26 protein-coding genes are annotated in these 25,308 nt (G+C 67.0%); 13 read left to right on the plus strand and 13 right to left on the minus strand.

Annotation, left to right across the window (positions count from 1 at the left end):
* Positions 1-17 precede the first annotated feature (17 nt).
* Positions 18-1,268, minus strand: coding sequence for a diguanylate phosphodiesterase (locus ACSFBM_RS20410; protein ID WP_435486007.1), 1,251 nt, complete (start codon positions 1,266-1,268; stop codon positions 18-20).
* Positions 1,269-1,397: 129 nt separating this feature from the next.
* Positions 1,398-2,699 (minus strand): D-amino acid dehydrogenase, encoded by a 1,302-nt coding sequence (locus ACSFBM_RS20415; RefSeq protein WP_435486008.1) that lies wholly within the window; start codon positions 2,697-2,699, stop codon positions 1,398-1,400.
* A gap of 128 nt (positions 2,700-2,827) precedes the next feature.
* On the opposite strand from ACSFBM_RS20415, the gene ACSFBM_RS20420 reads away from it, so the two are divergent.
* From ACSFBM_RS20420 to ACSFBM_RS20430, 3 genes are read left to right on the plus strand one after another with little or no spacing between them, the layout of a single operon-like run.
* Positions 2,828-3,295, plus strand: a complete 468-nt coding sequence (locus ACSFBM_RS20420) for a winged helix-turn-helix transcriptional regulator (protein ID WP_435441553.1) — start codon at positions 2,828-2,830, stop codon at positions 3,293-3,295.
* Positions 3,292-3,789, plus strand: a complete 498-nt coding sequence (locus ACSFBM_RS20425) for a GNAT family N-acetyltransferase (RefSeq protein WP_435486009.1) — start codon at positions 3,292-3,294, stop codon at positions 3,787-3,789. The genes ACSFBM_RS20420 and ACSFBM_RS20425 overlap by 4 nt, the downstream gene beginning before the upstream one ends.
* Positions 3,790-3,826: 37 nt before the next feature.
* Positions 3,827-4,228, plus strand: coding sequence for an OsmC family protein (locus tag ACSFBM_RS20430; RefSeq protein WP_435486010.1), 402 nt, complete (start codon positions 3,827-3,829; stop codon positions 4,226-4,228).
* A 57-nt stretch (positions 4,229-4,285) separates the two neighbouring features.
* Here ACSFBM_RS20430 and ACSFBM_RS20435 read toward each other — a convergent pair whose 3' ends face one another.
* Entirely contained in the window at positions 4,286-5,431 is a 1,146-nt protein-coding gene (locus ACSFBM_RS20435; protein WP_435486011.1) for an alpha/beta fold hydrolase, read from the minus strand.
* Between the two features lie 157 nt (positions 5,432-5,588).
* Between ACSFBM_RS20435 and ACSFBM_RS20440 the strand changes: the two genes are divergently transcribed.
* The 3 genes from ACSFBM_RS20440 (at position 5,589) to lpxO (ending at position 8,696) form a co-directional block, all read left to right on the plus strand.
* Complete coding sequence (locus ACSFBM_RS20440) at positions 5,589-6,272, plus strand: response regulator (RefSeq protein WP_435441557.1); 684 nt, start codon at positions 5,589-5,591, stop codon at positions 6,270-6,272.
* Entirely contained in the window at positions 6,269-7,696 is a 1,428-nt protein-coding gene (locus tag ACSFBM_RS20445; protein WP_435486012.1) for a sensor histidine kinase, read from the plus strand. The genes ACSFBM_RS20440 and ACSFBM_RS20445 overlap by 4 nt, the downstream gene beginning before the upstream one ends.
* A gap of 103 nt (positions 7,697-7,799) precedes the next feature.
* Positions 7,800-8,696: a lipid A hydroxylase LpxO gene (gene lpxO / locus ACSFBM_RS20450; RefSeq protein WP_409171275.1), complete on the plus strand. Its 897-nt coding sequence runs from the start codon at positions 7,800-7,802 to the stop codon at positions 8,694-8,696.
* A gap of 3 nt (positions 8,697-8,699) precedes the next feature.
* Here the strand turns inward: lpxO and ACSFBM_RS20455 are convergent, their stop codons facing one another.
* Positions 8,700-9,584 carry a LysR family transcriptional regulator gene (locus ACSFBM_RS20455; RefSeq protein ID WP_435441560.1) on the minus strand — a complete coding sequence of 295 codons (885 nt, stop codon included), beginning with the start codon at positions 9,582-9,584 and terminating at the stop codon, positions 8,700-8,702.
* 125 nt (positions 9,585-9,709) lie between these two features.
* Here ACSFBM_RS20455 and ACSFBM_RS20460 point away from each other — a divergent pair, with 125 nt between their 5' ends.
* Complete coding sequence (locus ACSFBM_RS20460; RefSeq protein ID WP_435486013.1) at positions 9,710-10,702, plus strand: Bug family tripartite tricarboxylate transporter substrate binding protein; 993 nt, start codon at positions 9,710-9,712, stop codon at positions 10,700-10,702.
* Positions 10,699-11,790, plus strand: coding sequence for a threonine aldolase family protein (locus tag ACSFBM_RS20465; RefSeq protein WP_435486014.1), 1,092 nt, complete (start codon positions 10,699-10,701; stop codon positions 11,788-11,790). The genes ACSFBM_RS20460 and ACSFBM_RS20465 overlap by 4 nt, the downstream gene beginning before the upstream one ends.
* A 39-nt stretch (positions 11,791-11,829) precedes the next feature.
* On the opposite strand, the gene ACSFBM_RS20470 is transcribed toward ACSFBM_RS20465, so the two are convergent.
* On the minus strand, positions 11,830-12,528 hold the full coding sequence (locus ACSFBM_RS20470) for a phosphatase PAP2 family protein (RefSeq protein ID WP_435486015.1): 699 nt from the start codon (positions 12,526-12,528) through the stop codon (positions 11,830-11,832).
* Between the two features lie 132 nt (positions 12,529-12,660).
* Between ACSFBM_RS20470 and ACSFBM_RS20475 the strand changes: the two genes are divergently transcribed.
* The 5 genes from ACSFBM_RS20475 to ACSFBM_RS20495 all read left to right on the plus strand — a co-directional run bounded on the left by ACSFBM_RS20475 (position 12,661) and on the right by ACSFBM_RS20495 (position 16,273).
* Positions 12,661-13,374, plus strand: a complete 714-nt coding sequence (locus tag ACSFBM_RS20475; protein ID WP_435486016.1) for a response regulator transcription factor — start codon at positions 12,661-12,663, stop codon at positions 13,372-13,374.
* A complete protein-coding gene (locus tag ACSFBM_RS20480) occupies positions 13,371-14,723 on the plus strand; it encodes a sensor histidine kinase (protein WP_435486017.1) in 1,353 nt (450 codons plus the stop codon). The genes ACSFBM_RS20475 and ACSFBM_RS20480 overlap by 4 nt, the downstream gene beginning before the upstream one ends.
* Before the next feature lie 467 nt (positions 14,724-15,190).
* Positions 15,191-15,499 carry a type II toxin-antitoxin system RelB/DinJ family antitoxin gene (locus ACSFBM_RS20485; RefSeq protein WP_435486018.1) on the plus strand — a complete coding sequence of 103 codons (309 nt, stop codon included), beginning with the start codon at positions 15,191-15,193 and terminating at the stop codon, positions 15,497-15,499.
* Positions 15,496-15,792 (plus strand): type II toxin-antitoxin system RelE/ParE family toxin, encoded by a 297-nt coding sequence (locus ACSFBM_RS20490; protein WP_435486019.1) that lies wholly within the window; start codon positions 15,496-15,498, stop codon positions 15,790-15,792. The genes ACSFBM_RS20485 and ACSFBM_RS20490 overlap by 4 nt, the downstream gene beginning before the upstream one ends.
* A gap of 208 nt (positions 15,793-16,000) precedes the next feature.
* A complete protein-coding gene (locus ACSFBM_RS20495) occupies positions 16,001-16,273 on the plus strand; it encodes an oxidoreductase-like domain-containing protein (RefSeq protein ID WP_435486020.1) in 273 nt (90 codons plus the stop codon).
* Between the two features lie 10 nt (positions 16,274-16,283).
* Here the strand turns inward: ACSFBM_RS20495 and ileS are convergent, their stop codons facing one another.
* From ileS to ACSFBM_RS20535, 8 genes are all read right to left on the minus strand, one after another.
* On the minus strand, positions 16,284-19,088 hold the full coding sequence (ileS, locus tag ACSFBM_RS20500; protein WP_435486021.1) for an isoleucine--tRNA ligase: 2,805 nt from the start codon (positions 19,086-19,088) through the stop codon (positions 16,284-16,286).
* Between the two features lie 7 nt (positions 19,089-19,095).
* Complete coding sequence (gene argE, locus ACSFBM_RS20505; protein WP_435441570.1) at positions 19,096-20,247, minus strand: acetylornithine deacetylase; 1,152 nt, start codon at positions 20,245-20,247, stop codon at positions 19,096-19,098.
* A gap of 278 nt (positions 20,248-20,525) precedes the next feature.
* Positions 20,526-21,209, minus strand: a complete 684-nt coding sequence (locus ACSFBM_RS20510) for a Rieske 2Fe-2S domain-containing protein (RefSeq protein WP_435486022.1) — start codon at positions 21,207-21,209, stop codon at positions 20,526-20,528.
* A gap of 7 nt (positions 21,210-21,216) precedes the next feature.
* Positions 21,217-21,951 (minus strand): alanyl-tRNA editing protein, encoded by a 735-nt coding sequence (locus tag ACSFBM_RS20515; RefSeq protein WP_435486023.1) that lies wholly within the window; start codon positions 21,949-21,951, stop codon positions 21,217-21,219.
* A gap of 22 nt (positions 21,952-21,973) precedes the next feature.
* Positions 21,974-22,834: a DMT family transporter gene (locus tag ACSFBM_RS20520; RefSeq protein WP_435486024.1), complete on the minus strand. Its 861-nt coding sequence runs from the start codon at positions 22,832-22,834 to the stop codon at positions 21,974-21,976.
* A gap of 112 nt (positions 22,835-22,946) precedes the next feature.
* Complete coding sequence (locus ACSFBM_RS20525) at positions 22,947-23,270, minus strand: DUF1330 domain-containing protein (protein WP_435441574.1); 324 nt, start codon at positions 23,268-23,270, stop codon at positions 22,947-22,949.
* Between the two features lie 59 nt (positions 23,271-23,329).
* A complete protein-coding gene (locus ACSFBM_RS20530) occupies positions 23,330-24,145 on the minus strand; it encodes a hypothetical protein (protein WP_435441575.1) in 816 nt (271 codons plus the stop codon).
* A gap of 47 nt (positions 24,146-24,192) precedes the next feature.
* A complete protein-coding gene (locus ACSFBM_RS20535; RefSeq protein ID WP_435486025.1) occupies positions 24,193-25,185 on the minus strand; it encodes a class I SAM-dependent methyltransferase in 993 nt (330 codons plus the stop codon).
* Positions 25,186-25,308 lie beyond the last annotated feature (123 nt).

Below are 25,308 nucleotides of genomic sequence, written 5' to 3' on the forward strand. Positions count from 1 at the left end.
GGGTCTGGGCCCTGGGGCTAGGGCTGGATCGGCTGCATCTGGCGGGGCTCGGGAAACGCGGGCATCGGCAAGCACTCGAAGCCCGGCTTCGCGAAGAGGTAGCCCTGGAACAGGTGCACGCCTTCGTCTTCCAGCCAGCGCAGCTGGTCCGTCGACTCGATGCCTTCGGCGATCACGTCGATGCGCAGCTCGCGGCACAGGCCGACGATGGCCCGCACGATCGACTGGCGCGGCCCGCTGATCTGAATCTGGCGCACCAGGGCGATGTCCACCTTGATCTGGTCGGGCTGGAATTCGGCGAGCAGATTCAGCCCCGAGTAACCGGCCCCGAAGTCGTCGATGGCCACCTTCAACCCCTGGCGCCGGTACACGTCGATCGACTCCGAGAAGCGGCGATGGTCCTGAATGGCCTCGGTCTCCGTGATCTCGATGACGATGCGGTCGAGCGCCATGCCGCATCGCTGGGCCGCGGCCAGGGTGCTGTCCAGAACGCGCGGGGACGCGACGGCGCTCTGCGGCATGAAGTTCAGGTTCAGGTCGCAGTCGAGCCCCAGGCGCGCCGCTTGCGCGATGGCTTCGATGCGGCCTTCGGCGTCGAAGTCGTAGAGCTGCGCGGCAGGCACCGCCCCCAGCACCTGGAACGCCGATTCGCCACGGGCGCCGCGAACGAGGGCCTCATAGGACACGACCTTTCGGGCCACCGTGTCGACGATCGGCTGATAGGCGTAGCTGCGGCCGTACGCCGACGCCCAGGTCGCCGATGCAGGCGCGGGAACGTCCGTGGCGTTGGCGGCCGCGCCGGTGACGGTCGCCCTTTTTTGCGATGCGCGCCCGACGATGTTCTGCCGCCAGCGTCCGTCGGCAAAGGCGGCAATCACCCGGCGCGCCTGTGCCGCATTCAATTCCATGAACGTGGCGTCTGCGTCGAAGACGTCTTGCAGTCCGTCGATCGCGCCGAGCTCGCCCGGCGTCATGGCCATGAACGACATGGACCATTCGTCGAACTGGCGCGCGGGAAGGGGCTCGTTCAGGATGCAGACGATCTCGCCATGCCGCGCGTCGGCGACGATCTTGCGGAACGTCTCGTCGACCACGGCCGGCGGACCTTCCAGCAGCTGAAAGAAATGGCGGTCGTCGTAGAGAAGAAAGCCCGTGAGCCCGCGGCGCTCATTGGCGCTGCTTGCGCGCTGCATCAGCTGCGCCAGGGCGCGGGGGTCGAAGGCTTGCGTCGCTTTGCTCGCGTAGGCGATGTGAATGAGGGGTTGCATCAGTTGGATCCGTCCCCTCGAGGGTAGCGGCGGAAACCGACGGCGCAACCGCGATGTCGCGGCGATCCTGTAGGCCGATGTGCCGTGACGGCGTCCCTACGCCTTCGGCAGGTGCTTCAGGCCGGTGCTTCAGGCCGGTGCGGCAGCGGTGCTGGGGCGCGTTGCGCGCGACGAGCCCTGCTCATAACGGTCCATCGCGAGCCCGTCCGTGCGGATCTCCGGGCGCTGTCCCATCACCATGTCCGAAATCAGTTTCCCGGAACCGCATGCCATGGTCCAGCCCAGCGTGCCGTGGCCGGTGTTGAGGAACAGGTTGGCGTAGCGCGTGCCGCCGACGATGGGCGTGCTGTCGGGCGTCATCGGGCGCAGGCCGGTCCAGAAGGTGGCGCGCGGCAGGTCGCCGCCGGGAAACAGGTCGCTCACCACCTTTTCGAGCGTGGCGCGGCGCGCGGGGTTCAGGCGCAGGTCGAAGCCGCCGAGCTCGGCCATGCCGCCCACGCGGATGCGGTTGTCGAAGCGCGTGACCGCCACCTTGTACGTCTCGTCGAGCACGGTGGACTGCGGCGCGAGCGATTCATCCAGCAGCGGCACGGTCAGCGAGTAGCCCTTGACCGGGTACACCGGAATGTCCAGCCCCAGCGAGGCGACGGCCGCGCGCGAGTAGCTGCCGAAGGCCATCACGTAGCGGTCGGCCGTGAGGATCTTGCCGGCGGTGGTGCGCACGCCGGTGATGCGGCCGCCGTCGGTTTCCAGGCCGTCGATGGTCTGGCCGAAGCGGAAGTCCACGCCCAGGCCGCGCGCGATCTCGGCCAGCCCGCGCGTGAACAGGTGGCAGTCGCCGGTTTCGTCGTTCGGCAGGCGCAGCCCGCCGGTGAGGCGGTCGCGCGCGCCGGCCAGCGCGGGCTCGACGCGGGCAAGCGCGTCGCGGTCGAGCAGTTCATAGGGCACGCCGCATTCCTCGAGCACGGCGATGTCGCGCTGCACCGCGTCGAGCTGCGCCTGCGTGCGGAACAGCTGCAGGGTGCCGCCGGTGCGCTGCTCGTACTGCAGGCCGGTGTCGGCGCGCAGCTGCTGCAGGCAGCCGCGGCTGTATTCGGCCACGCGCATCATGCGTTCCTTGTTCACCGCATAGGCCTCGGGCGAGCAGTTGCGCAGCATGGCGGCCATCCAGCGCAGCTGGAACAGCGTGCCGTCGGGGCGGATGGACAGCGGTGCGTGCTTCTTGAACATCCACTTGATCGCCTTCAGCGGAATGCCCGGCGCGGCCCACGGCGTGGAGTAGCCGGGCGAGACCTGGCCGGCATTGCCGAAGCTGGTTTCCTCGGCCGGGCCGTCCTGCCGGTCGAGCAGGGTGACTTCGGCGCCGGAGCGCGCGAGGTAGTAGGCCGTGGTGGTGCCGATCACGCCGCCGCCGAGAACGATGACTTTCATGGTGTATTTGCTGATTCAGATGGAATAGATGGAATCTAAAGTGCACAATGCCGTGGATTCCATCGTTTTTGGAGATTCAGCAGTGAAAGTCGCTGCCGAAAATCGTCCAACGCCCCGCGCGAAGTGAAATGCCCGAACTCGACCGAATCGACCGCAAGATCCTCGATGTTTTGCAGCGCCAGGGGCGCATGTCCATGACCGAACTGGCCGAGCACATCGGCCTGTCGGCGTCGCCCTGCGCCGAGCGTGTGAAGCGCATGGAGCGCGACGGCGTCATCACCGGCTACCACGCGCGCGTGTCGCCCGAGGCGCTGGGCAAGACGCTGCTGGTGTTCGTGGAAATCAAGCTCTCGGCCAAGTCGGGCGAGGTGTTCGACAAGGTCAAGCAGGAGCTGCTGCACATGCCCGAGGTGCTCGAATGCCACCTGGTGTCGGGCAGCTTCGATTACCTGGTCAAGGCGCGCCTGAGCGGCATGAGCGAGTACCGGCACCTGCTGGGCGACATCCTGAAGAAGCTCCCCGTGGCGGCCGAGTCGCACAGCTACGTCGTCATGGAGGAAATCAAGGAGACGCTGGTGCTGGCGGTGGACCGATGAGCGGCCCCAACGACGTGGCCGGCATCCACATCCGGCCCTGGCGGCTGGACGACTTCGACGCGGTGAAAGCCATCCTCGACGAAAGCTTCGCGCTCACCTGGCTGCCGCAACTGACGCCCGAAGCCGCCGCGGCCTACCGCGAGAGCGGCGAGCCGGTGGGCTACATCGATGAGATGGGCACGGCTTTCTTCGTCGCGGAAATCGATGGCGAGGTGGTCGGCATGGTTCACCGGGAACACGACTTCGTGCACGCGCTGCACGTGCCCGGCGCGCACCGGCGCAAGGGCATCGCCCGCGCCCTGATGGCCTTCGCCGAAGACGGCATGCGCGCCGAGGGCGTTGCACTCGCACGGCTGGAGACCGACACCTTCAACACGCAGAGCCAGGGCTTCTACCTGGCGCTCGGGTACCGCGAGGCCGGCCGCTACCCCGACCTCGAATGGCACAGCGGCTTCACGACCATCCTGTACGTGAAGCGGCTTTCTTCTTCCTGATTCTCTGGCTTCACCCCGCCTCATCAAGGACACCGGCATGACCATTTCGATCCGCCGCGACGGCACCACCGGCACGCGCCACACCCTGAAGATCCGCAACCACGAAATCCCGGTCGATGCCTCGCCGGCCGGTGGCGGCAGCGATGGCGGCGCGGAGCCGCACGACCTGTACGACGCGTCGCTCGCGGCCTGCAAGGCGCTCACCGTGCTGATCTATGCGCGCCGCAAGGGCATTCCGGTGGAAGACATCGAGGTGGTGGTCGACCGCGACGACCGCGAGGAGCGCAAGGGCGTGTACCGCCTGAAGTCGGGCCTGCGCGTGACCGGCGACCTGACCGAAGCGCAGCGCGACGAGCTGCTGCGCGTGGCGGCCAAGTGCCCGGTGCACAAGCTCATGACCGAGGTGAAGACCGAGATCGAGACCGGCTGGGCGGACTGAGCGCGCCGCGGCGCATCCCGACGTACCGCGGCGCACCGTGGAGAACCGCGCCGCGGTTCAGGCCCAGGTCATGAACCGGATCGCGCGCACCACCTCGGCCTCGCGCTCCATCAGGAAGTCGGCGTGGCAGGCGTTGTCGAGCGTCAGCCGGTGCGGGGTGTCCAGGGCGGCGACCAGGCGGTCCGAGTTGGTCTGGTAGACGCGGCGAATCACGCGCAGCAGGTCCGCCGCGTACTTTTCGGTGGCGGCGTCGAACGGCTGTTCGAGCCATGGCAGCAGGTCGCGCGCCGTGGCGGGCAACGCAGTGACCACCAGGGAGGGCGCGCGCACCGCGTTGTAGTCCGGCAAGAAGTTGTGGGCGGCCACGTCCATCGCGGCGGCTGCGCTGTCCGGCGTGTTGGGGCGCACGCTGCCGTCGGGGCGCAGGTCGAGCGCGTCGCGCAGGTTGGCTTCGAGCGCGGGCCACCAGTTTTTCACCAGGCGTCGGTTGAAGGCCACGGCGGCTTGCAACGAGCTGTGGTCGGCGTCGCTCGGCACGGGTTCGTCGAGCGCGGCATTGACCGGCGGGTCTTCGCCGCCCGTGTCGGGAACGTCCCGGTAATAAAAGGTGGTGTCCAGGTAGACGAGGCCTTGCACGTGCTCGGGGTGGCGGCCCGCGAAGCGGGTGAGCTCGTTGCCGGCGATCGAATGGCCGGCGAGCACCACGCGCCGCAGGCCCAGTTCGTCGAGCACCGCCTTCAGGTCGGAGGTGAGCGTGTCCGTGTCGTAGTACTGCGTGGGCGAGCGCACCGGCTGCGGCTTGTCCGAGAGGCCGTAGCCGCGCCGGCTGATGGCCACCACGCGCGAGTCGGCCGCCAGCGCGGGCGCCAGGCTGTCGAAGTAGCGCGCGTTGGCGCCCAGGCCGGCCAGCAGCACGATGGTGGGGCCTGTGTTGCCCATGCGTTGCCAGTCGCGCACCTGCAGCGAGACCTCGGGCGTGTGCGAGACCTTCACGAAACGGTCGGTGACCGAGACGGTGCCCTGCGCGGGTGGGACGGCTGGGCCTGCACCCGCGCCGCTTCCCGCACTTCCTCCGCCCCCTCCGCCACAGGCCGCGAGCCCGGCAACGCCGGTCATCGCCATGGCGCGCAGGAGGTCCCTGCGCCGGGGCTGCAAGCGCTTCGGCCGGGGTTGGTGGAGCGTGGGTGCGAGGGGGCTGTTCACGTCGGTGTTCCGTGTGTGATGAGGGGCGTTCCAGTGTCCGGTTCGCCCCTGAAGGACAGCTGCACCCTTCATGAAGAATTCCTGAAGTGCGCCGCCGGTGCTTCGCAGATACTTCGGCCTCCCCCGGCACCGTGCTGGCTAATTCACGTGGAGCGCCATGAATCTCTTGCTGGTTGAGGACGACCTGGATCTCGGCAACGGAGTGCGCATTGCGCTGGCCAACCAGGGCATGGACGTGGTGTGGGTGCGCCGCCTCGACGACGCGCTGCGCACGCTCGACGGGGGCACCTTCGACATGGTGCTGCTCGACCTCGGCCTGCCCGACGGCGACGGGCTGGACCTGCTGTTTCGCCTGCGCCGCGACAAGCAGATCCTGCCGGTGCTGGTGCTGAGCGCGCGCGATGCATTGAACGACCGGCTGCGCAGCCTGGACGACGGCGCGGACGACTACCTCGTCAAGCCCTTCGCGCTGGCCGAGCTGCTGTCGCGCGTGCGGGCGCTCGCGCGGCGCAGCTACGGCTTCAACGACGAGACCATCCGCATGCGCGGCCTGGCGCTGCACGAGCCCACGCGCGGCGTGATCGTCGACGGCGAACCGGTGGAGCTGTCGCGCTGCGAATTCGACCTGCTCGCGCTGCTGCTCAAGCGCACCGGCCGCGTGGTCACGCGCCGCGTGATGGAAGAACAGGTGCTGCCCGGCGGCCAGGCCAACGGCAGCAACTCGCTCGAGGTGCACATCTCCAACCTGCGCAGGAAGATCGGGCAGGGCTACATCCGCACGGTGCGCGGCATCGGCTATGTGGTCGATGTGCAGTCGCTGGTGCGGAGCACGCCGAAATGATGCCGGCGCTGTCGCGCCGCTGGAAGCACTGGAAGCAACCGTCCCTGATGCGGCGCCTGCTGCTGGCGCAGATGGCCGTGGTCGCGCTGCTGTGGACCATGACCATCGCGCTGCTGCTGTACGACTCCTACGACGACCCCGAGCTGCTGAAGTACGAGAAGATCTTCCAGTCGGTCCTGTCGATCGCGCAGAACCTGTCCGACCAGCCCGACCGGCAGCAGCAGACCCTGACGGCTTTCGACCTGGCACTGCTCGAGTCCGTGGGCGACGGCGACGCGGCATCGGACACCTCGCCGGTCATGCAGGTGTGGCAGAAGGACAAGCTCATCTACCGCTCCACGGCCGCCGTTCCCGTCATCCTCAACACCGTGCTCAACCGCATCGAGACCGTGAAGGTGGGTGGCCGTGAATGGCGCGCACGCACCATGGCTTCGCCCAGCACCGACACCCGCGTGATGCTGGCCGAGCCCAGCGTGTGGCGGCTCACGGTGACCGTCATGAACCGGGGCTATTACCTGCTGCCGCTGGTGGTCAGCCTGCCGTTCCTGATCTTTCCCGCGTGGCTGTCCATGCGCGTGGCGCTGCGCCCCTGGCGGCAGGTGACTGAGGAAACCGCCGAGCGCGGGCCGGCCGACCTGTCGCCGTTGTCGTACGCGCCGCCGCACAAGGAGCTGCAGCCGCTGGTGCAGAGCATCAACAGCCTGCTGCAGCGGGTGCGCGACAGCACCTCGCGCGAACGCAGCCTGATTGCCGACGCGGCGCACGAGCTGCGAACGCCGCTGGCGGCCATGCGCGTGAACGTGGAAGCACTCAAGGAGCAGAGCACCGACGAAGGCCAGCGCGAACTCATGGGCAACCTGCTGCGCAGCAACGACCGCGCGGCGCGCCTGGTGGGGCAGCTGCTGCAGCTGATGCGCAGCGACGCGGTCTCGCACGACAGCCTGCCGGTGATGCTGTCGCTCGATGCGCTGGTGCAGGACCGGCTCGCGATGATCGAGGGGCTGGCCAGCGCCCGCCATGTGGAGCTGGAGCTGGTGTGCGACGAGCGCGCGCCGGTGCTGGGCGAGCGCGAGAGCCTGGTCTCGATGATCGACAACCTCATCGACAACGCCATCAAGTACAGCCCGGAGGGCGCAACGGTGGTGGTGCATGTGTCCCGCGAGGGAGCGCACGCGTCGCTGACCGTGGCCGACCGGGGGCCGGGCATTCCGGCGCCGTTGCGCGAGCGGGTGTTCGACCGGTTCTTTCGCAATCCGGAACAGACGCAGAGCGGCAGCGGGCTCGGGTTGGCCATCGTCAAGTCGGTGGTCGACCGGCATGGCGGGGAGGTCGTGCTTGGCGAGGCTGCGGGCGGGGGGCTGCTGGCAACCGTGCGGCTGCCGCTGGCCGAGGCGGATGCGCCGCTGCCTCTGCTGTGCAGCTGAAGAAGGCCGAAATACCCTTCAAAGACCCGGTCAGCTCCATTTTGGGGCGACGATTTACACTAGCGGGCTGCCTCCGGGTGCCGTTTACAGGACACTTTCACCAATGAAGTGGGTCATTCTTGCCATCTTCGCGCTCAGCGCGCTCTACGTTCACTTCCGCGGCCAGGTGCGGCACAAGTTCTTCAGACAGCTCTCTGATCACTCGACCTTCCTCGCGCCGCTGAACGTCTTCATGTACCTGTTCTCGAAGGTGCCGGGCACGCCGTACCTGTCGCCTGCGCAGTTCCCCGAGATGCGCATCCTTGAGGAGAACTGGGAAGTCATCCGCGAGGAAGCGCTGGCCATGCGCAACGGCGGCAGCATCAAGGCCTCGAGCCAGTTCAACGACGTGGGCTTCAATTCTTTCTTCAAGAGCGGCTGGAAGCGCTTCTACCTGAAGTGGTACGACGAGGCCCACCCGTCGGCCGCCGTGTTGTGCCCGCGCACGACCGAGCTGCTCAAGGGCATCGGCACCATCAAGGCCGCCATGTTCGCCGAGCTGCCCCCGGGCAGCCGCCTGGTGCGCCACCGCGACCCCTTCGCCGGGTCGCTGCGCTACCACCTGGGCCTGTGGACGCCCGGCGTCGAAGGCTGCTACATCGACGTGGACGGCCAGCGCTACCACTGGCGCGACGGCGAGGCCGTGGTGTTCGACGAAACCTTCATCCACTACGCCGAGAACACCACCGACCACGACCGCGTCATCCTGTTCTGCGACATCGAGCGCCCGCTGAAGTACCGCTGGGCCAGCGCGGTGAACCGCTGGTTCGCCAAGAACCTGCTGGCCGCCGCAAGCTCGCCCAACGAAGCGGGCGACAAGACGGGCGGCATCAACCGCGCGTTCAAGTACATCTATCAGATTCGCGTGGTCGGCAAGCGCCTGAAGGCCTGGGACAAGCGCGCCTACTACCTGGTGAAGTGGGCCATCTTCGGCGGCCTGGCGCTCTGGATCTTCTGGTAAGGCTCAGGCCGGGCGGGCTGCGTCGAATGCAGCTGCGAACGCCTGCGCCACCGCCTCGACGTTGCGACTGCCTTCGTCGGAATTTCGCCAGACCAGAGAAAGCTTCCTGAACGGCGCGCGGCTGCCGAGGTTCACCTCGCGCACCGCATAGGCCCGCACCAGCGGGCGCCTGGGCTGGGGAACCACCGAGACCCCCAGGCCCTGGGCGACCATTGCGACGATGGCGTCCATCGAGCGCAGTTCCATCACGCAACGTGCGCTCGGCAGCAGGCTGCGCACATACCGCGCCGCAACGCGCCCGCCCGCCAGCGACAGGTCGTACCCCACCCAATCGTGCGCCTCCAGCAGTTGCCTGGCGGTCTTTGCGGTGGCGTTCGGCGGGGCCAGCATCACGTAGGGCTGGCGGTGCAGCTCGCGCCAGATCAGCCGGCGCGAGCCGCCGGATTCCGGCCGCACCAGCAATGCGACGTCGAGCCGCGCCGCCTTCAGTTCGGAAATCAGTTCGTCGCTGTCGTTCAGCGGCGGCACCACGACGTCGAGCGACGGGTGCCGTTGGCGCAGCGCATGCAGCGCCTGCGGCAGCACGTCGCTCTGCATGCTGGTGATCACGCCTACCCTGACGCGCCCCGCGACCTCGACGACCGGGCGGGAGCGCAGCGTCTGCAGCCGGTCGGAGAAGTCGCCCACCGCGTCCACCACCTCGCGGGCGAAGGCCGTCGGCAGCATCACGCGCGTCGAGCGGTCGAACAGCGGCTGGCCGAAATACTGCTCCAGCTGCTTGACCTGCAGGCTGACCGCGCTCGGGCTGCAACCGACGACGCCGGCGGCGGCGGTGAAGCTGCCCTGCTCGATGATGGTGCGCAGCGTGACCAGCAGGGTGAGATTCATGAGAAAAACTCACAGTTGAGATTTATATATATCGCTTTACTCATTCTATGGCGTGCCTAGGATCGGCTCGTTCCCACCTCGATCCGCATCGATCCACCCCCTCTGCCAGACTGGAAGCACCTGCCATGAACCTCACCCGACGCCACGCCGTCACGCACGCCAGGCGGCTGGCCTGCATGCTCGCCATCGCGCTGACCGCGTGGCAGGCGCATGCCGCCGCCGCGTGGGTGCCCGAGCGGCCCATCCACCTCATCTCGCCGAGCCCTCCGGGCGGCGGCACCGACGCCGTCGCCCGCCTGCTCGCGGCCAAGCTGGGCGACCAGGCCAAGTGGCAGGTCGTGGTCGACACGAAGCCCGGCGCCGGCAACAACATCGGCCTGGAGTTCGGCGCCAAGTCGCCGCCGGACGGCTACACCGCGGTGCTCGGTGAAACCAGCAACCTCACGGTCAACCAGTTCCTCTACAAGAAGCTGAACTTCGACCCCGTGAAGGACCTCGCGCCTGTTGCGCTGGTGGGCACCGGCGTGTCGGTGCTGGTCGTGAATGCGAACAGCCCCTTCGACAGCCTGGCGGCGCTGCTGGCGGGCGCGAAGAAGAAGCAGCTGGCCTATGCGTCGTCCGGCAACGGCACCGTGGGCCACCTGGTGGCCGAGAACCTGCGCGTTGCCACGGGCGCCAGCCTGCTGCACGTGCCCTACAAGGGCGGCGGCCCGGCGATGACCGACATGCTGGGCGGGCAGGTCGACTTCTACATTTCCTCCCTGGTGTCGGCGCTCCCGCTGATCAAGGACCGCAAGCTGCGCGCGCTGGCGGTGACCTCGGGCGCGCGGGACGCGTCGCTGCCCGACGTGCCCACCTTCATCGAGAGCGGCTTCAAGGGCTTCGAGTACTACACGCTCTACGGCGTCGTGGTGCCCGCCAGGACGCCGGAAAACGTCGTGCACACCATGAACCGGGAAATCAACCGCGTGCTCGACGCGCCGGACGTGCGGGCCAACCTCGCCACCCGCGGCATCTATGTGCGCACGGGCACGCCGGAAGCATTCGATGCCTTCCTGAACAGCGAACGCAAGAAGTGGGCGGAGGTTGTGAAAGCGTCCGGCGCGACGGCCGAATGACGCAAGCCAACACCACCTCCACCTCCACCGCCGCGGACGCCTCTGCCGGGCACCCGCCCGTGGACCTGCGCAGCGACACCGTGACGCGGCCCACGCCGGCCATGTACGAGCGCATCGCAGCCGCCCCGCTGGGCGACGACGGGCTCGACGGCGATCCGACCGCACGGGCGCTGGAAGCGGCCACGGCGACCTTGCTGGGCAAGGAAGCCGGGCTGTACGTGCCCAGCGCGACCATGGCCAACCTGCTGGCGATCCTCGCGCAGGCCGGGCGCCAGGAGCTGGTGCTGGCAGAGGCGGCCTCGCACATCTACGTGACCGAACGTGGCGCGGGCGCGCTGACCGGCACCTTCTACGAAGGCATTGCCGGCGTCGATGGCGCGATGGACCTGGACCGGCTCGCCGATGCGCTCGCACCCGGGCGCTACAAGCTGCGCACCGGCGTCGTGTGCCTGGAGAGCTCGCACAACAACGCCGGCGGCGCGGTGCTCCCGCTCGCCCACATGCAGGCCGTGTTCGAGGCGTCGAAACGCGTGGGCGCCAGCGTCCACCTCGACGGCGCGCGGCTGATGAATGCCGCGGTCGCGCTGGGTGTGCCGGCCGCGGACATCACCGCCTTCACCGACACGGTGTCGCTGTGCCTTTCCAAGGGCCTGAGCGCGCCCATGGGCGCCGTGCTGGCCGGGTCGGCCGGCACCATCGAGCGCGCCAGGTCGCTCAGGAAGATGCTGGGCGGCAGCCAGCGCCAGGTGGGCGTCGTGGCGGCGGCGGGGCTGGTGGCGGTCAGCTCCATGGTGGAGCGGCTTGCCGACGATCACGCCACCGCCCGGCGGCTCGCACAGGGCATCGGCCAGGTTCGCGGGCTTGCCGCCAACGCACCGCAGACGAACATCGTGCAGGTCGATGTCAGCGCCACGGGGCTCGACGCGGCGCAGTGGGAGCTGGCGCTGTGCCGCCTGGGCGTGCTGGTGCGCCCCTGGGGCCGGCAGCGGCTGCGCTGCGTCACGCATCGCCATGTGGGCGAGCGCGAGGTCGACCTGGCCCTGGAGGCTTTCGCGGCGGTGGCCGGCAAGGACGCGACGGAAACCTGAGCGGCAGTGGCGTGAAGCTCGGCCGACGCACAGGCTCCGTCAGGCCTCGGCCCACACCAGCCGGTCGCGCGCGGTGCCGGCCCAGTCCACGGCGCCCGCGAGCAACGCGCCGCCGAGCACGTCGAGCAGCACATGCTGGCGCGTGGCCAGCGTCGAATAGACGATGCCGACGGCCCACAGCAGGTTCACTGCGCGCACCCATGCCGGCGCACGCACGCTGCGCAACTGGCGGCCCAGCTGCACCGCGGCGAGCACCGCGAACGCGACGTGCAGCGACGGGAAGGCGTTGCCGCCGGCGTCGGCGGTCTTGAGGAACTGCAGCGCCGGGTACTGCGCCCAGTCGACACCGAACGCGGGCACCACCGTCGGGAATAGCCAGAACACCGCGAGGCCCACGGTCGCCATCAGCGCGGCGTCGCGCGCGCAGGCCCACAGCTCGGCCTTGTCCTTGGCGAAGGCCGGCGCCAGCGAGATGTAGAACCACAGCGAACCGTAGAGCAGCATCGCGTCGTCGCTCACGGGCACCCAGCGGTCCAGCGGCGTGAGCGGCATCACCGTCGGCGTCCACGGCGGGTTGTGCATCACCCAGAAGTAGACGAAGAAGAAGCCCGAGATGCCGGCCGTGGTGCCGATCATCTTCGCCACCCAGAGCGTTGCGATGCGCCGGACCAGCGTCAGGTACCAGGGGTCGCAAGGCATGCCGGGCAGGGGAGAGGGAATCGCCGAGCGGGAGTTCACCGGTGCTGCTTTCGGAGGGTTGGGGGGCGCTCCAGCTTAGGTGCCTGCATTGCGTGAACATTGCGTCGTCTGCAAGGGGCGCTCTCCTAGAATGACCGGCCTTTTCGCTCCCATCCCCCGCATCACTCCCCCATGAGAATCCTGCTCGTCGAAGACGAAGTCGACCTGGCGCAAGCCCTGGCCTCGGCATTGCGGCAGAACCAGGCGGTGGTCGATGTGGCCGGCTCGCTGCGCGAGGCCGAAGAGGCGGCGCTGTGCGCGCAGCACGACGTGATCGTGCTCGACCGCGGCCTGCCCGACGGCGACGGCCTGTCGCTCGTGGCCTTCCTGCGGCACAACGAGATTGCCGCCGCGGTGCTGGTGCTCACCGCCATGAGCGACGTGGCCGAGCGCGTGCTGAGCCTGGACGGCGGCGCGGACGACTACCTGGCCAAGCCCTTCTCGATGGACGAGCTGATGGCGCGCGTGCGCGCGCTGGCGCGCCGCCCGGCGGTGCGCGCCCACCTCGTCATGACGCTCGGGCAGCTGCGCTTCGATCACCACATGCGCCAGGCCCATGTGGGCGAGACGAGCATCACGCTGCCGCGGCGCGAGCTGCTGGTGCTCGAGGCGCTGCTCGAGCACCGCGGGCGCACCGTGCTGCGCGAGGCCATGCAGGAGCGCGTGTACGGCGACCGGGACGAGATCCAGTCCAACGCGCTCGACACGCACGTCTCGCGCCTGCGCTCCAAGCTCGACAAGGCCGGTGCGCAGGTCGAGATCCATGCGATCCGCGGCGTGGGCTACCTGATCTGCGCGGCGGCACCTTCCGTGACGCCCGCGATGCCCGCATCGCCCGCGCGATGAGCCTGAGCCTGCTCTCGCTGCGCTGGCGGCTGATCTGGAGCCTGATCCTGCTGCAGGTGGTGGTGGGCTTGCTCGTGATGGGCGGCTTCCTCGGGCTGGCGTGGTCGCTGGGCCGCGTGGTCGACGAGACCGGCCAGGAGACGGTGGCGGCGATCCAGCGCGCGCTGGTGCGCGACGCCGACGGCAAGCTGTCGGCCGAGCCCACGCCCGAACTGCAGCGGCTGCAGAAGGCCGATCCGCCGTACTGGTTCATCGTGCGCGATGCCCGCGGCGCGGAACTGCGCCATGGCGAGGTGCCGCCCGAATACCTCAAGCTCCTTGTCGCGTTCGACGGCATGGGCCGCGTTGCCATCAACCCCGAGCCCGACAGCACCCGGCCCAAGGCCCGCTTCGAGCGCGTCGAGAGCCGCGCGGGCCCGGTCGAGGTGATGGCGCAGACCGGCGGGCCGCTGACCGTGCGCAACACGCTCAAGGGCACCGGCATCGCCTTCCTGTTCCTGGTCGCGCCGATGGCGCTGGTGACCTGCCTGGGCGTGATCCTGGCGACGCCCTTCGTGGTGAAGCGCGGCCTGAAGGGCGTGGTGGCCACGGCCGAGCATGCCGAGGGCATCGACGTGCACGAGCGCACCACGCGCTTGCCGCTGGCGAACGTGGCGAGCGAGATCCGCCCGCTGGTGAACGCCGTGAACCGCGCGTTCGACCGGCTCAACGAAGGGTACGACCGACAGGAGCGCTTCCTGGCCGACGCCGCGCACGAGCTGCGCACGCCCATCACCACGCTGCAGATCCACATCGAGGGCCTGCCGCACGACCCGCTCAAGGTGAAGCTGATGCAGGCTTCGGCGCGGCTGGCCACGCTGGCCGAGCAGCTGCTCGACCTGCAGCGGCTGGACCGCATCGCCTCGCAGGACCGCCAGCAGGTCGACCTGAAGGCGCTGTGCGAGCGCATGGCCGGCGACATTGCGCCGCTGGCCATCATGAACCGCTGCACGCTCTCGGTCGATGCGCCGCGCCCGCTGTGGGTGCGCGGCGACGCGCCCTCGCTGGAGCGCGCGCTGGCCAACCTGATCCAGAACGCCATCGAGCATGGCGGGCCGGGTTGCGACATCCAGGTGCGGTTGTGGGAGCCCTCGGGCTTTGAAGTGCTGGACTCGGGCCCGGGCATTCCGGAGGCCGACCGCGAGCGCGTGGTGGCGCCGTTCCACCGGCTGGTGCCGCGCGGCCGCGGCGCGGGGCTCGGGCTGCACCTGGTGGCCGAGGTGGCGCGCCTGCACGGCGGGCAGCTCACCATCGGGTCGAGCGAATCGGGTGGGGCGAAGATGCGGTTCGAGCTGAACCTCGACGCCTAGAGGGCTTGCAGGCATGAAACATTGCGCAGATGCGCCTGTGGGGATCTAGGCCGTCGAGCTGGGCCGAGCCGATCGACGTGTAGATCACCGTAGCACTTTGCCTGTCGGCGGCAGAGTCGAGATGCGGGTTTTCTTGCGCCCGATTGCGACGCCGCGCAGCGCTCGCTTGGCCACGTTGTGGTTCGTGGCAGCACTGGCCTCGCACTCACTGCGGCTGCGGGCCCGCCGAGGGGGCAATCGTTGAAAGCTAGGTACGGAGCGCTTGCACCCGATTCTTTGCTGACCAGTCCAAGCTTTCTGCCGCATCCCCGGTGGGTCTGAGTTCAACCGGCGCCGACAGCCAAGCAACGAGCAGAGCCCACCTGCTGCCGGGTCCAGCGCCAACCAGGCGCTGCACCGTTACACATCCGCAATGTCATTCAATTGAATTACAATGAATCCGTTGTTTTTTGACTTGGAGGCCCGCCATGGCCGCAAACGCATTGGTACAGACCCGCATCGACGCTGACGTGAAGGAGCGCGCCATCGCGGTGCTCGAAAACATCGGCCTCACCGTCTCGGACGTGATGAGGATCGTTCTGACCCGTGTGGCCAAGGAAGGCGCATTGCCGGCGGGTTTTACCGTTGACGCTGCAGCGCACGACGCCTGGTTCCGAGCCAAGGTGCAGGAGGCCTTGGATGATCCGCGCCCCGCCATCCCCCAGGAGAAAGTCGAAGCGCATTTCGCCAAGCGCAGAGCCGCTGCGCGGCTCAAAGCGGGTGAAGGTGACACGTGAGACTGGAGTGGTCGCCGTGGGCGATGGATGATCGAGAGCGGATTTTCGACTTCATCGAGCAGGACGACCCGCGCGCGGCGATCGCAGTGGACGAGCGCATCGCCACGCAGATGTTGGTGCTGGTTCGGTTTCCAGAAGGCGGGCGTCCAGGGCGCATCGAAGGGACGCGCGAGCTGATCGTTCGCCGCACGCCGTACATCGTGGCCTACCGGGTTGGAAAGGATTGCATTCGCATCCTGCGAATTCTTCACAGCGCGCAGTTGTGGCCTGGCGAACTGGCAGACCTGCTGTGAAGAGGGAGTGAATGTTGTTCGCCCTCCGGTGTTTGCATGGTGAGAAAGTGCTTGAGCAGAGCTTGCGAGTCAATCGGGCTGCTGCCGCTTGCGTGGACACCGACCTAAGCTTCTTGAGCTTTCTCGAACTGTATCGGGCTTACGCAGCCGAGCGCCGGGTGACGCCGGGTCGCGTTGTACAACCTCGATGCCTGGAAGGCTTGCAGGCATGAACCTCATCGACCGGCTGCCGGAGCCGACGAACCTCGCTGGCGCACAGGCGCTGATCGCGCGCGTGCAGGCGCTGCTCGATGCCGCAGGCGTCCCGATGCGTGCGCCGCCGCCCGAGCCCACCACCTGCTGCGGGCGCGGCTGCAACGGCTGCGTGTGGGAGGGCTGGCTCGCGGCGGTGAACTACTGGCGCGACGAGGCGTCGCTGCGCCTCGGCGATGTCACCGCCGAAACGCAACGCGCGCAGCCACGGACACCGACCGGCCACTGAATCGGCTGGGTCATCCCGCTGGCGACGACATCGTTTCCCGCGCGAAGCCGGGAAAGCCGCGCAGCACCCCCTGGCACCGGTCGCACAGCATGTCTTGCCCGGCGTCGTCGGGCGCCACGGTCGCCTCATGCCGCCAGCACCTGGCGCAGCGCAGCGCCGCGGTTCGCCGCACCTTGATGTCGACCGCGCCGCTTGCCTTCAATGCCACTTCGGCGACCATGAAGATCGACGGCAGCTCGAAGCGCAGGGGCGCCAGCGCTTCGATGACCTGCGCGGGTGCCTCGATGACGATGCTCGCCTCGCTCGAGCGGCCGACGGCGCCGGACGACCGGACGTCCTCGATCGCCTTCATGACGCCGGGGCGAAGCTGTTTCACCTGCCGCCAGAATTCGCCGAGGTGCGACAGGTCGAGCTGAGGCGGCGCGGCTTCGTCCCAGGTGTGGACGAACACGCTGTCGTCGTCGGCCCCGATCAGCACCGCCCAGGCTTCCTCGGTGGTGAAGCTGAGAATCGGCGCCGCCAGGAGCAGCAGGTTTTTCAGGACGACGTGCAGCGCTGTCTGCGCGCTGCGCCTTGCGTGGCCGTCGCGTGCGCTGGCGTACAGCCGGTCTTTCAGCACGTCGAGATAGAACCCGCCGAGTTCTTCCGCGCAGTAGCCGTGGATGAGCCGTGTCACCGCCACGAAGTCGTAGTCGCGGTAGCCCTGGCGGCACTGCGCGACGAGCTCACGGCAGCGCACCATCGCGTACTGGTCGACCGGCTCCAGATGGCGTGCGGGCACGGCGTCGGCGGCGGCGTCGAAGTCCGACACGTTCAACAGAAGGAAGCGGATCGTGTTGCGAATGCGCCGGTACATTTCGACGACGCGGTCCAGGATCTCGTTCGACACCGAGATGTCCGTGGCGTAGTCGGTGCTGGCCACCCACAGCCGAAGGATGTCCGCGCCCCGTGTGTCGGCCACCTCTTGCGGGCTGACCGTGTTGCCCAGCGACTTGCTCATCTTCTTGCCGTGGGCGTCGACGGCGAAGCCGTGGGTCAGCACCGCCTTGAACGGCGCGCGGCCGTCGGCCGCGCAGCCGGTCATGAGCGAGGAGCCGAACCAGCCGCGGTGCTGGTCAGAGCCTTCGAGGTAAAGGTCGGCCTGTCCGCCGTGCGCGTCCGGACGCTTCGGGTCCCGGTAGACCGTGGCGTGGATGGAGCCGGAGTCGAACCACACGTCCAGCGTGTCCGCCAGTTTCTCGTACTCGGTTTCGTCGAGCCCCAGGTCCGCCGGCCTCAGCCGGGTCCAGGCGGCAATGCCTTCGCGTTCGATGCGCTGCGCCACCTCCTCGACAAGGCGTGCGGTCTCGGGGTGCAAGGACCTGTCGCTGCGCCGCACGAAGAAGGCGAGCGGAACGCCCCATGAGCGCTGGCGCGACACGCACCAGTCGGGCCGGCCGTCGATCATCGCTTCCATGCGCGAGCGGCCCGACGCGGGGTAGAACGGCACGTCCTTGATCGCCTCGCGCGCGGTTTCGCGCAGCGTGCGCGCGTCGCCCTCCGCCCGGCGGTCCATGCCGATGAACCACTGGGTCGTCGCGCGAAAGAGGATCGGCGTCTTGTGGCGCCAGCAGTGGGGATACGAATGTTCGATGTGCGCCTGCCGCAGCAGCGCGCCGTTCGCCGCCAGCGTCTCGAGGATGGCCTTGCTGCCTTCCTGCAGCGCCATGCCGCCGACGGCCGGCAAGCCGGCCACGAACTGGCCGGCGCCGTCGATCACGTTGTCGCCGGTGATGCCCAGGCCGCGGCACAGCTCGAAGTCTTCCGCGCCGTGTGCCGGCGCCAGGTGAACCAGGCCGGTGCCGGTGTCGAGCGACACGAAGTCCGCCGCCACCACGGGCACCTCGGCCGCCAGCCACGGGTGCGCGAGCATGAGGCCGACGAGGTCGATGCCGGGCGCGACCGCGCAGGGTTCGTGCGCCACCCCCAGGGCGCCGAGCAGTGTCTTGCTGCTTTCCACGGCCATCACCAGCAGCCCTTCGGGCGTGTCGTAGAGGCCATAGCTGGCATTCGGGTCGAGGCCCACGGCCTTGTTGCCTGGCAGCGTCCACGGCGTGGTGGTCCAGATGGCGAGCCGCGCCGGCTTGTCGGGCACGGGGTGGCATCGGAAGCGCGAGGCGAAATCGACCGCGTCCAGCACCCGCAGTCCCACATAGGCCGTGGTCGAACGCCTGGGCGCGTACTCGAGTTCCGCCTCGGCCAGGGCCGACTGGCAATCGACACACCAGTTGACGGGCTTCTGGCCGCGAAACAGCAGGCCGCGCTGGCGAATACGGTCGAGAAAGCGGATCTCGTTGGCCTCGGTCCCGAAGTCCATGGTGCGAAAGGCGTGGTCCCAGTCGCCCAGCAGTCCCAGGCGCAGGAAGTCCTTCTTCTGGCTCTGCGTCTGCAGCAGGGCGTACTCGCGGCACAGCTGTTGAACCTGCTCGGTCGGCAGGCCCCGGCCGTGGGTCTGCTCGATGCGGTGCTCGATGGGCATGCCATGGCAGTCCCAGCCGGGAATCCACTGTGCATCGAAGCCGTCGAAGAAGCGGCTCTTGAACACCATGTCCTTCAGCACCTTGTTCACCGCGTGGCCGATGTGGATGTCGCCGTTCGCATAAGGCGGACCATCGTGCAGCACGAACGGCGGGCGGCCGGCCGCCGCAGCACGCATGCGTTGGTACACGCGCTGTTCGGCCCACCGCCTGACCCGTTCGGGCTCGCGGCGGGGCAGGTCGCCTTTCATGGGGAACGGCGTTTTCAGCAGGTTCAAGGTGTCTTTGAGATCTGTCATTTCCGGGTCATGCGGTTTGAATGGGCGAGGGAGTGGACAAAGGGGCCGCCGCCCATGCGCCGGCCGATTGCATGAAGCGGTCGGCGGCCTGCAGCTGCGTGGCGCAGATCCACTCGTCCGGCTGGTGCGCCTGGGCGATGGAGCCGGGGCCGCACACCACGGTGGGAATGCCGACCTGCTGGAAGAAGCCCGCCTCGGTGCCGAACGGCAGGTCGGCCTCCGGCCAGAGCGCGCCGAGTTCGCGCGCCACCGAAACCGCCGCGCCGTTGTTGCGCGTGGACAGCGCCGGCACGCCCGCAACCTGCACGGCGTCGACCGTGACGCCGGCGGGCAGGTCGCTCAGGGCTTGCCGCACGGCCTCGTGAACGGTTTGCACCGCAGCTTCGTCCTGCGGGCGGAACTCCCACAACACCTCGCAGCAGCCCGGCACGATGTTGATCGCGGTGCCGCCGTCGATCCGGCCGATGTTGAGCGTGGCCTCGTTGCCCTGCCTGGCAAAGGCGCGGCGCAGCCCCGCCAGGCAGGTGACCAGGTAGGCGGCCGGCTCGATGGCGCTGGCGCCGAGCGACGGGTCGCTCGAATGCGCGGGCATCCCGCTGAAGAGCGCCCGATGCCCGAAGAAACCGCGGTGCCTGACGCCGATCCGCATCTGCGTCGGCTCGCCGATGATGGCCACCGCGGGTGCCGCCACTTGCGTCTGCAGACGGCTCACCAGCTGTGGAACGCCCAGGCACCCGATCTCTTCGTCGTAGGAGAAGGCGAGATGGATCGGACGACCCAGTGAACGCTGCTGCCACGACGGAACGGCCGACAGGCACGCGGCAATGAAGCCCTTCATGTCTGCCGCGCCGCGGCCATGGAAGCGACCGTCTCGCTCGACCAGCGTGAAGGGGTCAGAGCGCCAGTTCTGATCGGCCACGGGCACCACGTCGCTGTGCCCCGACAGCACCATGCCGCCCGCCGCGTCGGGGCCGATGCTGGCCAGCAGGTTCGCCTTGCGTGCGTCTTCGCTGTGCACGAGATGCACCTTCACCCGGTGCGCCGACAGGTAGTCGGCGATCCAATGGATCAGCTCGAGGTTCGAGCGATGCGAGGTCGTGTCGAATGCCACCAGGGTCCGCAATATCTCGACGGTGGTCATGCCAGGAGAGACAGTCATCTTGTTCTTCGAATGGGATGTGAACGGTTGCGGACACGGCTGCCGGACCGGCGGATCTATACCTTCCGATGCAAGCTAGATACAGCAGCAGGCGATGCAGGTACAGCACCAGCGGCACGTGCCGCACACCGCCTGTCGCGCACGTGAGCGCCGGAACGTCTGGGCTGGCTGGGCGAAAGATGTGCGTCATGTGATGGCCTCGCTGTGCGTCACAGCATGGCAGAGGGCCGCGCTGCGATATTGGCGAAAATTTGATGCCGGGCGTCGAGGCCGAACAGTCAGGCGAGGGAGGCCGGCAAGGCGTGTGCGGCCATGGTCAGGCCCATCGTGTCGAACAGCCTTCGGTACTCGTTCAGGGCGAGGGCCCGCAGTGACAGGCAGTGGCTGGGGGTGATCGTTACTTCACAGCCCGGAAAATCGAATTTCGCCGAGTTCATCCAATCTTCGACCTGAAGTTGGATCTCGGATGCGGGTCCGCCCGGGACGGTCGCCTCGATCTTCGAGGGAATGTGCGGTATGACCGGTTCGTCTTCGGGGGCAAGGCAGGTCCAGACAAGCCCGTACCTTTCCACGGCCGGAAACATCGTGACCCTGAAACATGCCGCCGGCTTGGGTGCGAGCTTCTCGGGCACCTTGAGGCACTGCCCGTCGGCATCGAAGCGCAGGCCATGGTAGGCGCACACCAGCTGGTCGTCGTCGATGCGTCCCGTGCTCAGTGGCAGCCCGCGGTGCGGGCACATGTCGCGGCCGATGCGAACCCCCTCGGGCATGCGGTAGACGGCCAGCCGCAGGTTCAGCAACGTCACCTGCCGCGGCGAGGCCGTGGCCTCGTCGACGCGGGAAACGGGAAACCACAGCCTGGCCAGAACCTGCCAGTCCTGCGCGGCAAAGGTGCAGTTCGGCGGCAGGAATCCGTCGGGCAGAGGGCCTGCCGGGCCCTGTTGAACCTGTTCGACGGGCATGCGCGGCCTACCTGACCAGGCCGATCCGGATCCGCCGGTTGTGCTGTCCCTTGTTCTCGATCTTCAGGATGCGCAGTGGTGCCGATTGCGAGGTCTTCGTGAGATGCGTTCCACCGCAGGCCTGCCGGTCCAGCCCCACGATCTCGATGATGCGCGTGGTGCCGTCGTCCTGGCTCGGAGGTGCGACCGAACGACTGCGCAGCACGCCTGGCTCGCGCGCGAGCGCGCTCGCGTCGAGGTACACCGCATTCACCTGCAGCCCGTCGCTGATGAGGGTGTTGAGCTCGGGCTCGAGCTTGCGCAGGTCGTTGTTGTCGGCCTCGGGCAGGTCGAAGTCGATGCGGGCGGTGCCGTCGGCCGCCATCTGCACGCCCGTGACCAGCGAACCCTCGAAGCGCTGATAGACCAGCGCGTTGAGGATGTGCAGGCCGGTGTGCAGCTGGCTCATCATGAGGCGGAAGTCGCGGTCCACGTGGGCGACGACTTTCTCCGCGGGCATTGCCGACATGGCGGCAATGTCCGCGTCATCGAAGCAGTGCCACGCATTGCGGCCCTCCATCTCGATTCGGGCGATCCTGGCCTCGCCGCCGGCCCATTGCAGCGCGCCGCGATCCGCCAGTTGCCCGCCGCCGCCCGGATAGAAGAAAGACCGATCAAGCAGAACGGCATTCGGGCGGCGCGCCACGACGTTGGCTTCGAAGCTGAAGCAATCGGGCTCGGTATGGCAAAGATAAGGGGACATGAATTCCTCGGTTGCGGGATGTCTAGGAAAACCGGCGCGCGGTCACGATGCCGATCAGGATGACGGCGCCCCCCACGAATTCGGGAACGCTCAGGTACTCGTGGAACAGGTAGGCGCCGAGCACGGTGGCAATGACGGGCTGCACCAGCAGGGTGATCGAGGAAAGCGCCGCGGGGAGCTTGGCCAGCGCGTAGGCGATGAGGCCCTGGCCGCCGACATGGGACACGACCGCCAGCGCCAGCAGCATCAGCATGCCGTTGAGCGTGTGCGGAACCAGTGATTCGCCGCGCAGCAGCGTGATGGGCAACAGCACGACCAGCGTGCCCACGCTGCTCCAGGCCATCACGGTCATGGTCCGGTAGTTCGAACGCACGAGGCTCACTGCCAGCAGGTACGACCCGTAGAAAACCGCCGTCAGCAGCCCCAGCAGATTGCCGGTCATGTAGTTGGAGCCGAAGTCGAGCCGGTGGCCGATCAGGATGAACGCGCCGGCCAATGCGAACAGCATGCCGAACAGGAATCCGGAACTGAATTTCTTGCCCAGGAACAACCTCGACCCGAGCACCACGAAGATCGGCGCGAGATTGGCGAGCAAATTCGAATTGGCCAGCGTGGTCAAGGTCATGGACCAGTGATAGAGCGCCAGGTTTCCCGAAAAAATGAAGCCGACCAGAATGAGCTTGATCGGAATTACCGGCATTTTTTCGGGTGTCGAAATGCTCATGCCCACAGGCTCTGCTCTTGCGGCAAGCCTGTCGAGCAGGAAGAAGATGGGAATGGCGAGCGCTACCCGATACACCGCGCTGGCCGTCGGAGGCAATTCGCTGTGCCGGAGAAAGACGCCGCCCAGCGCGAGCGCCGCCGCGCCGAACAGCAGCGCCATGAATGACAGGAAATTACTCTTGGATGCGACCGGTAGTGCAATGGATGTTGTCATTTGTAATTCAGGCGCGACCGAGTCTCCATCGGTCGCGCCAGTCGGTTATTTTTTAATTTCAATCAAGCCGAGGGGCGACGGTCTGGTGCGCTTCAAATCCCTCGACCACCACGAGCTGCATATCGATTGCAGCGCCATTTCGCAGGGTCCGTGCGTAGGTATATTCCGGCGACTCGTAAAAGGTTTTCGCGGCGTCGACCGATTTGAATTCGACAAGAACCACGCGCCGATCGTCCAGAACGCCTTCCAGATGCATGCGTTCGCCTCCCCGCGACAGAAACCTGCCGCCGAATTTCTCGATGATCCCGGGCGTGAGCTGCTTGTATTCGTTGTATTGATCCGGATCGACAATGGACATCCGGCCAATCAGGTAAGCGGCCATGGGCAACCTCGTTCGGTGCTGAAAATGCGATTCAGGCGAAAAAGCAGCGAAGCCCCTGGCTAGACATACGCCAATTTCCGCTCTTCCGCGACGCCGGATTGCAGCAAGGCCGAATCCAGAACGTCCCAGAGGCCGGTCAGCGAGTCGAGGAAATCGTCCGCGCCTTCGATGACCAGATGGGCGTATTCCGTCTCCAGGGCCAGCTCGACCGCCGTGCGCGCGTTTTGCTCGTGGTGCTGCTCGGCGCCCACTTCGCCCCAGTGCTCCAGCAGGTAGTGCATTTCGGGCACGTCGAGGTTCGCGTGGTAAATGCCGCTGTCGACCAGGCAATACTTTTCGCCCGGAATCAATTGCTTGTTGGAGATCATCTCCAGCGCCAGCGTGGTACCGAGATTGCGGTAGGTGTTTTCGATGTCCGTCAGCTTGCGGTGCTCGAAGACGCCGATGGCCTTGCGAACCTGCGCCGTCATGCCGGTCTCCATGTCGTAGCCGGGCAAGGTGCCGAGCAATTGGTTGGAAAAATCCTTGAGCTTGGCTTCGACCTGCTCCTGGTTGTAGAGGTCCGCGAACACGGGCCGCTCGGCCGACTGGTTGACGATGTAGCCCGCCATGGTGGCCAGCTCGGGACCGTGGCCCGATTCGCTCTCGACGATTTCCTCGAGCAGCTCGCTTTGCCGGTGCAGCCCGTGCGTCTTGAGCGCGGTCGGAAAATTCCATCCCGGCCGGGTCGATGCGCAGAAGCTCTGGATCTGGTGAAAGAGTGCGCCCACCACGGGCGGCTCGGGTTCGATCTTCACCCAATTTCGGAAAATTGGATGGGAATAGCAGCGATGATTTTCAACTCTCTCAACCAGATCGGAAATGGTAACGCTCATGACGTACTCCTAATTACAGTTGGTTAAAAAATGCCGTGGAAATTTCATTATTTGCTTGCCATCAGCATGCGCCCCCCAGGGTGATCGAGAACTTCGACCCGTACATTCGAAAAGCCTGCACGGAACATTTTTTCAGTCCATTCGTCTTCGCTCAGGAGCTTTCTGGACATGAAATGGTTGTGCAAATGATTGAACGCCGCAGCAAACGGCTTCTCCCAGTTGGACGGCGCCACGGGAATTGCATCGACGATGATCAGCGTGCCCTTGGTGGCATTGGCGCAGCAGGCGCGCAGCAATGCGTCCAGCGTTTCTTCTTCGGCGGGAAGAAGGTCGTGCATCACGAAGCCCGCATGAATGATGTCGGCGTCCTGGATGAGGGAAGCGTCTTCCACCAGAATCTGGATCGGCGCGGTCACGAATTGCAGCCGTTCGCTCATGCCCGCTTCGCTGGCCGCGCGAACGGCCTGTTCGGTGGCTGATGCGCTCAGGTCGATGCCGATGCCGGTGGCGCCGGGAATCTTCTTGAGCATGCGAATCAGGAAGCCGCCTGAACCCGATCCAAGATCCACGATTTTCCTGGGGGCCATGGCAACGATGGCATTTTCGGGCTGCGGGTAAAAGGATTTCTCCCCCATCCATTTCGACGTGCGCGCCACCAGCCCGCCGCTTCGTGGGTATTTGGCTTGCGCCTCTTCGTTGTTCTCCGAGAATTCTTTTGCGTTGTTGATCAAGGGCGCGCAGGCGCGCAATGCCCAGGAAAGGTAGCCGACCTCGTTGATCAATTCGTCGAAATTGCTGCCGGCCTTGTAGGTTGCCGGTGCCTGTGGATTCAATACCTCGATGATGCCCGCCTTGCTCAGCGAGTCGAGGTAGGCTGAAATGACCGACTCCTTGATGCCGCACGAACGTGATGCCATTGCGGCGTCCACGACAGGCGAATTCTGGAGAATTTCGATGATTCCGTACTCCGCGCCTATTTCCAGCAGGATTGCAGAGCCTGCGAGCGAAGAACCGGTAATGCCGCGATCAACATTTTGCATGGGTCACCTGTGAGTTCAATGTCATTGAAAACCAACTGATTACTTTGCGTGGACCTGAGTCATTGAGTTGCACGATAGACAGCGCGTGGATGCCCGTATTGGCAAAAATTGCGCAGCGCAGCA

The sequence above is a fragment of the Variovorax pasteuri genome (assembly GCF_051216435.1).
Classification (GTDB): Bacteria; Pseudomonadota; Gammaproteobacteria; order Burkholderiales; family Burkholderiaceae_C; genus Variovorax.

What these genes read in the sequence shown, in the direction of transcription:
- ACSFBM_RS20410 (WP_435486007.1), bottom strand. Translation starts at nt 1,268, where the DNA reads ATGCAACCCCTCATTCACATCGCCTACGCGAGCAAAGCGACGCAAGCC.
- ACSFBM_RS20415 (WP_435486008.1), bottom strand. Translation starts at nt 2,699, where the DNA reads ATGAAAGTCATCGTTCTCGGCGGCGGCGTGATCGGCACCACCACGGCC.
- ACSFBM_RS20420 (WP_435441553.1), top strand. Translation starts at nt 2,828, where the DNA reads ATGCCCGAACTCGACCGAATCGACCGCAAGATCCTCGATGTTTTGCAG.
- ACSFBM_RS20425 (WP_435486009.1), top strand. Translation starts at nt 3,292, where the DNA reads ATGAGCGGCCCCAACGACGTGGCCGGCATCCACATCCGGCCCTGGCGG.
- ACSFBM_RS20430 (WP_435486010.1), top strand. Translation starts at nt 3,827, where the DNA reads ATGACCATTTCGATCCGCCGCGACGGCACCACCGGCACGCGCCACACC.
- ACSFBM_RS20440 (WP_435441557.1), top strand. Translation starts at nt 5,589, where the DNA reads ATGAATCTCTTGCTGGTTGAGGACGACCTGGATCTCGGCAACGGAGTG.
- ACSFBM_RS20445 (WP_435486012.1), top strand. Translation starts at nt 6,269, where the DNA reads ATGATGCCGGCGCTGTCGCGCCGCTGGAAGCACTGGAAGCAACCGTCC.
- lpxO (WP_409171275.1), top strand. Translation starts at nt 7,800, where the DNA reads ATGAAGTGGGTCATTCTTGCCATCTTCGCGCTCAGCGCGCTCTACGTT.
- ACSFBM_RS20455 (WP_435441560.1), bottom strand. Translation starts at nt 9,584, where the DNA reads ATGAATCTCACCCTGCTGGTCACGCTGCGCACCATCATCGAGCAGGGC.
- ACSFBM_RS20460 (WP_435486013.1), top strand. Translation starts at nt 9,710, where the DNA reads ATGAACCTCACCCGACGCCACGCCGTCACGCACGCCAGGCGGCTGGCC.
- ACSFBM_RS20465 (WP_435486014.1), top strand. Translation starts at nt 10,699, where the DNA reads ATGACGCAAGCCAACACCACCTCCACCTCCACCGCCGCGGACGCCTCT.
- ACSFBM_RS20475 (WP_435486016.1), top strand. Translation starts at nt 12,661, where the DNA reads ATGAGAATCCTGCTCGTCGAAGACGAAGTCGACCTGGCGCAAGCCCTG.
- ACSFBM_RS20480 (WP_435486017.1), top strand. Translation starts at nt 13,371, where the DNA reads ATGAGCCTGAGCCTGCTCTCGCTGCGCTGGCGGCTGATCTGGAGCCTG.
- ACSFBM_RS20485 (WP_435486018.1), top strand. Translation starts at nt 15,191, where the DNA reads ATGGCCGCAAACGCATTGGTACAGACCCGCATCGACGCTGACGTGAAG.
- ACSFBM_RS20495 (WP_435486020.1), top strand. Translation starts at nt 16,001, where the DNA reads ATGAACCTCATCGACCGGCTGCCGGAGCCGACGAACCTCGCTGGCGCA.
- ileS (WP_435486021.1), bottom strand. Translation starts at nt 19,088, where the DNA reads ATGACAGATCTCAAAGACACCTTGAACCTGCTGAAAACGCCGTTCCCC.
- argE (WP_435441570.1), bottom strand. Translation starts at nt 20,247, where the DNA reads ATGACTGTCTCTCCTGGCATGACCACCGTCGAGATATTGCGGACCCTG.
- ACSFBM_RS20510 (WP_435486022.1), bottom strand. Translation starts at nt 21,209, where the DNA reads ATGCCCGTCGAACAGGTTCAACAGGGCCCGGCAGGCCCTCTGCCCGAC.
- ACSFBM_RS20515 (WP_435486023.1), bottom strand. Translation starts at nt 21,951, where the DNA reads ATGTCCCCTTATCTTTGCCATACCGAGCCCGATTGCTTCAGCTTCGAA.
- ACSFBM_RS20520 (WP_435486024.1), bottom strand. Translation starts at nt 22,834, where the DNA reads ATGGCGCTGCTGTTCGGCGCGGCGGCGCTCGCGCTGGGCGGCGTCTTT.
- ACSFBM_RS20525 (WP_435441574.1), bottom strand. Translation starts at nt 23,270, where the DNA reads ATGGCCGCTTACCTGATTGGCCGGATGTCCATTGTCGATCCGGATCAA.
- ACSFBM_RS20530 (WP_435441575.1), bottom strand. Translation starts at nt 24,145, where the DNA reads ATGAGCGTTACCATTTCCGATCTGGTTGAGAGAGTTGAAAATCATCGC.
- ACSFBM_RS20535 (WP_435486025.1), bottom strand. Translation starts at nt 25,185, where the DNA reads ATGCAAAATGTTGATCGCGGCATTACCGGTTCTTCGCTCGCAGGCTCT.